This is a genomic window from Amycolatopsis sp. NPDC003676 (assembly GCF_053587275.1).
This window is the reverse complement of sequence record NZ_JBSFNS010000049.1, coordinates 45,273-53,193: the sequence shown is the minus strand read 5'-3', so window position 1 is coordinate 53,193 and position 7,921 is coordinate 45,273. Positions and strand designations below refer to the sequence as shown.

Genomic DNA, 7,921 nt, shown 5'->3' with positions numbered 1-7,921 from the left:
CGACCACCACCGACCTCACCCCACCGCCGCGAGCACGACCACCACCGACCTCACCCCACCGCCGCAAGCACGACCACCACCGACCTCACCCCACCGCCGCAAGCACGACCACCACCGACCTCACCCCACCGGCCTCACTCCACCGCACCACTCCCCTCCACGACCCGGTCCAGCCATTCCTCCACCAGCGCCTCGAACAACGCCGGCTGCTCGAACTGCAGGTTGTGCCCCGCCCGGTCGAGCACCGCGTAACTCGCCCGCGGATAGTGCCCCAGCAACCCGTACGGCTCCGCGAATCCCGTGGACGAGTCCTGCCGCCCGCACACGATCAGCGCCGGTTTCCGGTACGCCGGACCGCTTTCCGGATCGGCCGACAACGGCCAGCCCGCCAGCATCCGCTGCAGCGCGCTCCGGTCGGCGGCCGCCAGCCCGGGCGCGACGTCCGCCCGGAACCGCGCCAGCGTCTCCGCGGACTGGACCACCGCGATGTCCGCGTACTCCGCCGCCTCCTCCGGATCGAGACTTTCCAGCAGCTCCGGATCGGCGCGCAGCACCTCGTGTTCGGGCACGTCCCGCTCCAGCACCGGCACGGGACGCCCGACCGGGCACACCAAGGCCAGCCCGGCCACCTGCGCGGGCCGCGCACGCACCAGGCCCCGCGCCAGATAACCCCCGTACGACTCTCCGACCAGCAAGAACGGCTCGTCGCCGATCAGGTCGTCCACCAGGTCCTCCAGCGCGGCGACGAGGTCGTCCGACCCGCGCGCGGACCCGGCGGGCGACTCGCCCATCCCGGGCAGATCCGGGTAAATCCGCCGGAATCCGGGCCGCCGCGCGAAGACCGGCTCGAGACAGCCGGTCATCAGGCGGTGGTCCGGCGTCCAGCCGTGGACGGCCAGCACCGGCGTGCCGGAACCGTGTTCGACGTAATGCATCGTTCCCTCCCTGTTCGCCGGACACCGTTGTACCGCACGGCACCGACAATTCCGGGACGCGGCGGCCGGGAGGAGGGGGCGCCGGCCGCGGGAAGCGCGTATTCCGGGAGAATTCCCCGGAAAGTCAGCCGCGCGAGCTGATCAATTCTCTTTCGGGTACCGGGCGCCCCTGAGCGGGACGGCGCGGAACACAAGCCAGTAGAAGGAAACCCGCCACGACGCCCAGGAGCACGTGGCCGGCGACGGCGCACAATCCGCACAATGCGGTCCATAGGACGATCTTCATCCACCGAGTGTAGGACCGCGGAGAATAGCCGACGGCGAACTTGGGGAAGACTTAGGGTTCGGTTAAGCGGAATTCCCCGGAAGAAGCGGAAAGGAAAGGGTTGCCTTTCCTTTCCGGTCCGCGAGGGGCCCTTCCCGCGCGACGGGGGCGGTCCGGCAGGATCGGGGCCGTGCCCACGCCCGGAACCAGCGCGCTCGTCGTCACGCTCCCGTCCGCCGCCGTCCTGCTCGAAACCGCAGCGGCCGTCGATCCCGGGCTCGTCCGGCCCGGCCTTCCGCCGCACGTCACCGCGTTGTACCCGTTCCTGCCCGCCGACCGGCTCACCGAACAGACCGACGCCGGCATCCGGCAGCTCGCCGCCAGCTTTCCGGCGGCAGAAGTGCAGCTGACCGACCTGGTCACCGCGCCCGGATTCGTCGCCGCGGCCGCCCCCGCGCTACAGCCTCTCGCCGACGCAGTGTGCGATCGCTGGCCCGAAGCACCCCCGTACGGCGGCCGTTTCGGCGCGCACCCGCCGGCGCATCTCACGATCGCTCTCGGCGGCACCGACGACCAGCGCGCCGAGGTCGCCGAACGGGCACGCGCCGCGCTGCCGATCACCGCCCAGACGGACGCGCTGCACCTGGTCGTGCTCACGGAGCAGGGTTGGCAGCTCCGGCTGTCGGCTCCGCTCGGAACGCCTGCGCGATAGCCCGCAGCCGAGCCACGTCGGCGGCGAAAGCGGTCTCTCCAGGGGGTTCCGCGGGCTCGTCCGGCACCGCCGCGACCGAAGTGCGCAACACCTGCGCAGCCGCGTTCGGCGACAGCTCGGGCCCGACGCCGGACAGCAGCAGCCCGTCGTTGATCTCGCTCATCATGGTCAACAGCCGCTCCCGGCCGGTCCCCGCCGCGTCGTCAAGGCGGACGACGTCCGGGTACCGCGAAGCCAGGTGCTCCCGAAGCGGCCGCAGCGCCGACCGCGTCCGCGCGTCGCGCACGGCCCGTCCCAACGCGGGCAACGCCGGCACCGTCAGCCCCACCACGATCAGCAGCACCGAAACCGCAGGAAAGCCGACCGCAAGTGTGCAACGAATCGTGGAAAACGCGCCGCGGCACAGTTTCGTGACCGGATGTTCGGCAGTCAGATCGCTGATCAGATCGACGATTTTCCCGACCAGGTAAGCGAAAGCGAACACACAAGCCGCGAGCATGATGCCCAGCCCGGCCCGCAACGCACCCGTGCCCGCGCGCACCGCGCCTGCCGACACCACAGCTATGTCCGCCACCGCGAAGCCCAGGTACAGCGTGTACACCACGATGTAGACGACCAGCGACGGATTAGACCGGTACAGCTCGTCGAAGAGCCCGACACCTGTCGGCAGCCCGCGCGTCGCGAAGAACGACGCAGTAAGCACGACAAGCGCGACAATCAACGCCCCGAGCCGCGCGCGCCGTCGACGCTCTGCCACGCCACCGATCTCCGCAACAGTGACCTCGATGCCGTACGCAGCAACCATCGTCGCGAGGTTCGACAGCAGCCGCCCCAGGCTCGGGTACAGCTGGCTTTCGATCGCCTGCGCACTGTCGGCGAGCAAGCACAACGCGACGCCGAGGGCGATCAGGCTGGTCGCCAGCCCCGCGCCCGCACCAGTTCGCCGCGCTCGCGCCGCGCGCCAGATCCCGGCCGCGAGGGCGAGCAGGCCGACCCCGAAGAACAGAACGTCGATCATCCGCGCGCTATCCCAGCAGCGACGCGAAGCGCCGCGCGCGGTCCGCGGCCGGGCCGGAAGCGCCTGGCCGCAACTGCGCGCCGTCCTCGGTGGCAGCGCTCATCAGGAACACGGCAATGAGCTCCGCTTCGTACTCGTCGGAATTCGTGGTGACGCGGGTGAGCAGATGCGACAGCAGGTGCGCGCTGAGGTCAGGCGCGACTGTCGCCGCTTCGGCGTCGGTGAGCACGCATTCGCCGCGATGGTCGCACAGCAGATGCGCGATTTCGTGGGCGATGATGTGGTCCTGGTGCAGCGACGACGTGCCCGCCGCGTACGCGATGAGGTCGAAGTCTTCGTGCCGCCGCCAGGCGCCGGAGGGCTGGCCGGGCGCGTAGTCGACCGCGATCAGGTCGATGTCGCGGCCCCGGTGCCGTTCCAGCCGGTCGAGCCACGCGTTCATCGACCACGGCCGCGGCGCGGGCACGTGCCGCAGCAGGTCGCGCACCCGGTCGCGGGCGCGCACTCGCACGGTCGGGTCGATGTCCCCTCCCGAGGCGATCGGCGGCTGGACCAGCCTGGTGCACCAGGGGGTCCCCGGCGCTCCGGCCGTCGCCAGCATAGCCGCCCGGCTCACTCCGGCTTGCGTCCGCGCCGGGTGCGGTCGCGTCCTTCGGTGTAGCTGTCGAGCTGGTCCATCAGGGCGGAAACGGTGCGCCGGTCGCGCTCGGAAAGCCGCATCGCGCGCTGCGCCAGGTCGCGGGCCTGGGTGTCGCGCCAGGCGACGACGTCGGCGACCTGCTCGTCGACCCGGCCGGCGACCTCGTCGTCGAAGAAGTAGGTGACGGGCACGCCGAAGAACCGCGCGAGCGCCTGGATGTGCGAGCGCTTCGGGTCGCGCCGGGCCCCGACGGCCAGCTGCTGCACGTGCGTGGCCGACATGCTGACGCCGGTGACGTCGGCGACGCCCTGGGCGATCTCGCGGTAGGAGTAGGGCTTGCGGTCCGGCGGGTGGACAGTCGCGATCAGGTGCGCCAGCCGCTGCGCGAAGCTGCGCTCCTCCGCCTGCTCGGCCATGCCGCCCCCACCACCGTTCCGTCTCCGTAACAGCCTCCAGCATAACCGTCCCGAAAACTTGACACCAGCCGTCCCGTTCCGGCTACACTCGCCCCGCGCATCGTTTAGAAAACTAAACACCGGGTTTCCGCGTGCGGTCGCTGGGGGTGACCGCACGCGGTCCCGTGCTCGTCCGAGCCTCGAGTGCGCGAGGGACGCACAAGTGACGCACAGGCTGCGGAGGTAGGTTGTGCGCCATGACACTCCCCCACAGTCCCGAAAGGACACCCGTCGTCGTCACGGGCGGCAGCGGCTTCATCGGTCGCGCTGTCGTGCGCGAGTTTCGTGAGCGCGGCTATCCGGTCACTGTTGTCGACCGCGTGCGCTACGAGACGACGGACGAGGGAGTGCGCGTCGTCGTCGGAGATCTGCGTGCTGCCGAAACCCGCGAAGCAGCTGTCGAAGCAGGCGTCGGCGGGATCGTGCACCTCGCCGCGCTGACGTCCGTGCTGAAGTCAGTAGAGCTGCCGCGCGACACGTACGCGGAGAACGTCGCGGTGACACAAGAACTTCTGGAACTGTGCCGCGTACACGACGTACCGCGCTTCATTCTCGCTTCGACGAACGCAGTGATCGGCAACGTCGGCACTAACACCATCACGGTCGACCTGCCCACGAAGCCGCTTACGCCGTACGGTGCCACGAAAGCGGCCTGCGAGATGCTGCTGTCGGGCTACGCGGGCGCGTACGGAATGACGACGTGCGCGTTGCGCTTCACCAACGTGTACGGGCCAGGCATGTCGCACAAAGACAGCTTCGTCCCACGCATGATGCGCGCGGCGCTGAATAATGAAGGCGTGCGTGTATACGGCACCGGCGAGCAGCGTCGCGACCTCGTGCATGTCGACGACGTCGTACGCGCCATCGCGCTCGCGTACGAGAGCGGCTACACCGGCCGCGCGATCGTCGGTGCCGGACATTCGGTGTCAGTGCTGGAAATGGTCGAGACCGTGCGCGCGGTGACCGGGGCCGAGCTGCCGATCGAGCACGTGCCCGCGCCCGCCGGAGAGATGCCCGCGGTGGTCGTGGACGTGTCGGCGAGCGCGGAAACCATCGGCTACCAGCCGGAAATCGCCCTCGCCGACGGTCTCGCCACCGCCTGGAAGTACTTCTCCGGCCTGGACCGGGCCGAGGCGCCGTGACCGGATTCCTCCGCCGGCACGCGTTGCTGCTGGTGCTCCTCGCCGCGGGGACCACGCTGCGGGTGCTGTCCTGGCTCGCGTACCAGCCGGCGCTGCTGTACATCGATTCCTTCCGGTACCTGGACAATCTGCACGGCCTGCGCGCCGACGGGATCAACCCGGTCGGCTACGACCTGCTGCTGAAGCCGTTGCTCGCGGTCGGCGGGCTGTCGTTCGTCGCCGCCTTGCAGCACCTGGCCGGGCTGGCGATCGCGGTCGGGATCTACGCGCTGGCCCGGCGGCTCGGCGCGCGCAATTGGGTGAGCGCGCTGGCCGCCGCGCCGCTGCTGCTCGACGCGTACCAGGTGCAGATCGAGCAGAACATCATGGCCGAGGTGCTGTTCGAGGCGCTGCTGTTCGGGCTGCTGTGGCTGGTGCTGGCCAAGGGAAAGCCGAACTGGCGGCGGATCGCGCTGGCCGGGCTGGTGGTCGGATTCGGCGTGCTGGTGCGGCTGATCGGCATCACGATCGCCGCTCCGTTCCTGCTGTACCTCCTCGCCGCGGGCAGCGCTTGGCGTTCGTGGCGCGGCTGGCGCAACGCTGGGATCGGGCTGCTCGCGATCCTCGTCGTGGTGGTGCCGTACGCGGCGCAAGTCAAGGCAGAGACCGGAAAATGGGGGTTGAGCGGGCCGTCCGGCAGCATGCTGTACGGCCGCACCGCCGCTGTCGCGGACTGCGCGAAACTCCAGCTCGAACCGGCCGTGCAACCGTTCTGTCCCACTGAACCGGTCGAGAACCGGCTCGTCGACAACTACACGCACGCCGATCTCGACCCGGCGTGGCCCGGTCCGCTGCCGCCCGGCGCGGACAAAGGCGCGCTGGCACACGAATTCGCCATGACCACGCTGAAAGCGCAGTGGTGGGACGTCGCGACGTCGATCCTCGGCGACTTCGCGAAGAGCTTCCAGTTCACCCGCTACACCGCGGCCACCGACGTGCCGATCGACCGGTGGCAGTTCCAGCTGACCTACCCGGAATTCGCCGATCCCGCCGCGCTCAAGGCGGTCACGCAGCAGTACGACGGCACGGACCCCAAGGTCAACGAGCCGATCGCGGCGTTCCTGCGCGACTATCAGATCAACGGCGGGTTCGTGCCCGGAGCGGTGCTCGGATTCTTCGCGCTGCTCGGCTTGTTGACCGTGCTGCGGCGGAAGAAACCGCGCCACCCAGCTCGCAGCGGCGCGTTGTTCGCTGCTGGCACTGGGTTGTTCCTGTTGTTCGGGTCCGCGGTGTTCGAGTTTTCCTGGCGCTACCAACTGCCCGCGCTCGTGCTGTTGCCGGTCGCTGGGGCGCTCGGGTTCACCACGCTCACTGTCGCGAGCCGTCGTCGTCTCGCCAGTTATCCCGACGCTGTCGACGAAGGCGCGATCGCGGACTTCCACGACCGGCATCCCGGCGCGAAGCTGTCCGAGCTGACCGTGGTGATCGCCGCGTACAACGAAGCCGACGGCATCGGCCAGGTGCTGGAGAAGATGCCGGACGAATGTCTCGGGCTGTCTGTAGACGTCCTGGTGGTCGTCGACGGCGGTACAGACAACACTGCGGCCATCGCGGAAGACCATGGCGCGTACGTCTGCGTCGCGCCGACTAACCGCGGCCAGGGCGCCGCGCTGCGCCTCGGATATCACCTCGCGGCCGAGAACGGCGCGAAGTACATCGTGACGACCGACGGCGACGGTCAGTACGACAACAGCGAAATGGCCGAACTCCTCGCGCCGCTTCTGGACGGCACCGCGGATTTCGTGACCGGCTCACGGCGTTTGGGGCACGAAGAGGCCGACAGCCGGATGCGCTGGGTCGGCGTGCGAGTGTTCGCGTGGCTCGCTTCGGTGCTCACCTGGCGGCGGATCACCGACACGTCGTTCGGATTCCGTTCGCTGCGCGCGGAACTGGCGTGCGCGATCCCGCTGAACGAACCGCAGTACCAGTCGTCGGAACTGCTGCTGGGCGCGACCGCGCAGGGCGCGCGCGTGCTCGAACGGCCGATGAGCATGCGGCTGCGCAAGGCTGGCAAGAGCAAAAAGGGCGGCAGCGTCGTGTACGGCGCGAACTACGCGCGGGTCATGACGGGGACATGGTGGCGGGGGTACGTGCTGCGCCGCGGTCGAAAACGAACCGGTCGAGCATCGTGAACTTCGCGACGAACACCAGCGCGTAGCTGAGCACGTACGCCGCGTCGAGCAGCACGACCCACCAGAAATGCGGCAGGTGCAGCGGTGCGAGCAGGTGGCCCGCGAGCGTCGTGAGGCCGACCGAGGCGAGGCCGCCGAGCGAGATGACGAGGACGTAGGGCAGCAGCTCGCGGCCCACTTCCGGACGGCCGCGGCGGCCCCACACCCAGCGCCGGGTGAGGAAGAAGTTCAGCACCGCCCCGGCCGCGAAAGCGCACGCGCTGGCGAGCCACGGGGCGCCGTTCGCGGCGAGCACCGCGATCAGCGCGGCCTGGCTGAGCAGGGTCGCGGCGACCGAACTGGCGGCCGCGCGGACGAACCGGGCCAGGCCGCGGCGGCGCGGCTTGGGCGATTCTTCCGTCGTGCGGGGGTTCGCCGGGTTGGTTACCGTCGTCATAGTCCCCAGTCTCCCCTCGGGCCGCCGGCTCCGCCGCGCGACCCCCCGGCCCACAGCGGATTCACAGCTGACTGCCAGCCGAACATCAGCGGTCGGCGATTAGGTTCGGATCTGCCACGCGACACCGCGCGCCGTGTTACAACGAAA

General features: G+C 69.7%; 8 protein-coding genes. 3 read left to right on the top strand and 5 right to left on the bottom strand.

The features are described from left to right. Window positions 1-134 precede the first annotated feature (134 nt). Window positions 135-935 (bottom strand): alpha/beta fold hydrolase, encoded by an 801-nt coding sequence (locus tag ACWDNU_RS26165; protein WP_449670832.1) that lies wholly within the window; start codon window positions 933-935, stop codon window positions 135-137. 455 nt (window positions 936-1,390) lie between these two features. Between ACWDNU_RS26165 and ACWDNU_RS26160 the strand changes: the two genes are divergently transcribed. Beyond that, entirely contained in the window at window positions 1,391-1,912 is a 522-nt protein-coding gene (locus ACWDNU_RS26160; RefSeq protein WP_449670831.1) for a 2'-5' RNA ligase family protein, read from the top strand. Here ACWDNU_RS26160 and ACWDNU_RS26155 read toward each other — a convergent pair. The 3 genes from ACWDNU_RS26155 to ACWDNU_RS26145 are packed head-to-tail and all read right to left on the bottom strand — an operon-like array spanning window position 1,854 to window position 3,986. Further along, on the bottom strand, window positions 1,854-2,930 hold the full coding sequence (locus ACWDNU_RS26155) for an MAB_1171c family putative transporter (protein WP_449670830.1): 1,077 nt from the start codon (window positions 2,928-2,930) through the stop codon (window positions 1,854-1,856). The two genes, ACWDNU_RS26160 and ACWDNU_RS26155, sit on opposite strands and share 59 nt — an antisense overlap. Before the next feature lie 7 nt (window positions 2,931-2,937). Further along, the gene (locus ACWDNU_RS26150) at window positions 2,938-3,546 is read right to left on the bottom strand and encodes a hypothetical protein (RefSeq protein WP_370936382.1); all 609 of its coding nucleotides are present in this window, start codon (window positions 3,544-3,546) and stop codon (window positions 2,938-2,940) included. Then, window positions 3,543-3,986 carry an XRE family transcriptional regulator gene (locus ACWDNU_RS26145; RefSeq protein WP_354745888.1) on the bottom strand — a complete coding sequence of 148 codons (444 nt, stop codon included), beginning with the start codon at window positions 3,984-3,986 and terminating at the stop codon, window positions 3,543-3,545. The genes ACWDNU_RS26150 and ACWDNU_RS26145 overlap by 4 nt, the downstream gene beginning before the upstream one ends. A 236-nt stretch (window positions 3,987-4,222) precedes the next feature. Here ACWDNU_RS26145 and ACWDNU_RS26140 point away from each other — a divergent pair, with 236 nt between their 5' ends. Together ACWDNU_RS26140 and ACWDNU_RS26135 are read left to right on the top strand one after the other, a co-directional pair. Continuing rightward, on the top strand, window positions 4,223-5,167 hold the full coding sequence (locus ACWDNU_RS26140; protein ID WP_449670829.1) for an NAD-dependent epimerase/dehydratase family protein: 945 nt from the start codon (window positions 4,223-4,225) through the stop codon (window positions 5,165-5,167). Next, window positions 5,164-7,338 carry a glycosyltransferase gene (locus tag ACWDNU_RS26135; protein WP_449670828.1) on the top strand — a complete coding sequence of 725 codons (2,175 nt, stop codon included), beginning with the start codon at window positions 5,164-5,166 and terminating at the stop codon, window positions 7,336-7,338. The genes ACWDNU_RS26140 and ACWDNU_RS26135 overlap by 4 nt, the downstream gene beginning before the upstream one ends. Here the strand turns inward: ACWDNU_RS26135 and ACWDNU_RS26130 are convergent. Then, window positions 7,268-7,774: a GtrA family protein gene (locus ACWDNU_RS26130; RefSeq protein ID WP_449670827.1), complete on the bottom strand. Its 507-nt coding sequence runs from the start codon at window positions 7,772-7,774 to the stop codon at window positions 7,268-7,270. The genes ACWDNU_RS26135 and ACWDNU_RS26130 overlap by 71 nt on opposite strands. Between the last annotated feature and the right edge of the window lie 147 nt (window positions 7,775-7,921).

Bases quoted from the DNA above. Each gene is read 5' to 3' on its own strand.
- ACWDNU_RS26165 (WP_449670832.1), bottom strand. From the start codon at position 935: ATGCATTACGTCGAACACGGTTCCGGCACGCCGGTGCTGGCCGTCCAC.
- ACWDNU_RS26145 (WP_354745888.1), bottom strand. From the start codon at position 3,986: ATGGCCGAGCAGGCGGAGGAGCGCAGCTTCGCGCAGCGGCTGGCGCAC.
- ACWDNU_RS26130 (WP_449670827.1), bottom strand. From the start codon at position 7,774: ATGACGACGGTAACCAACCCGGCGAACCCCCGCACGACGGAAGAATCG.
- ACWDNU_RS26140 (WP_449670829.1), top strand. From the start codon at position 4,223: ATGACACTCCCCCACAGTCCCGAAAGGACACCCGTCGTCGTCACGGGC.
- ACWDNU_RS26155 (WP_449670830.1), bottom strand. From the start codon at position 2,930: ATGATCGACGTTCTGTTCTTCGGGGTCGGCCTGCTCGCCCTCGCGGCC.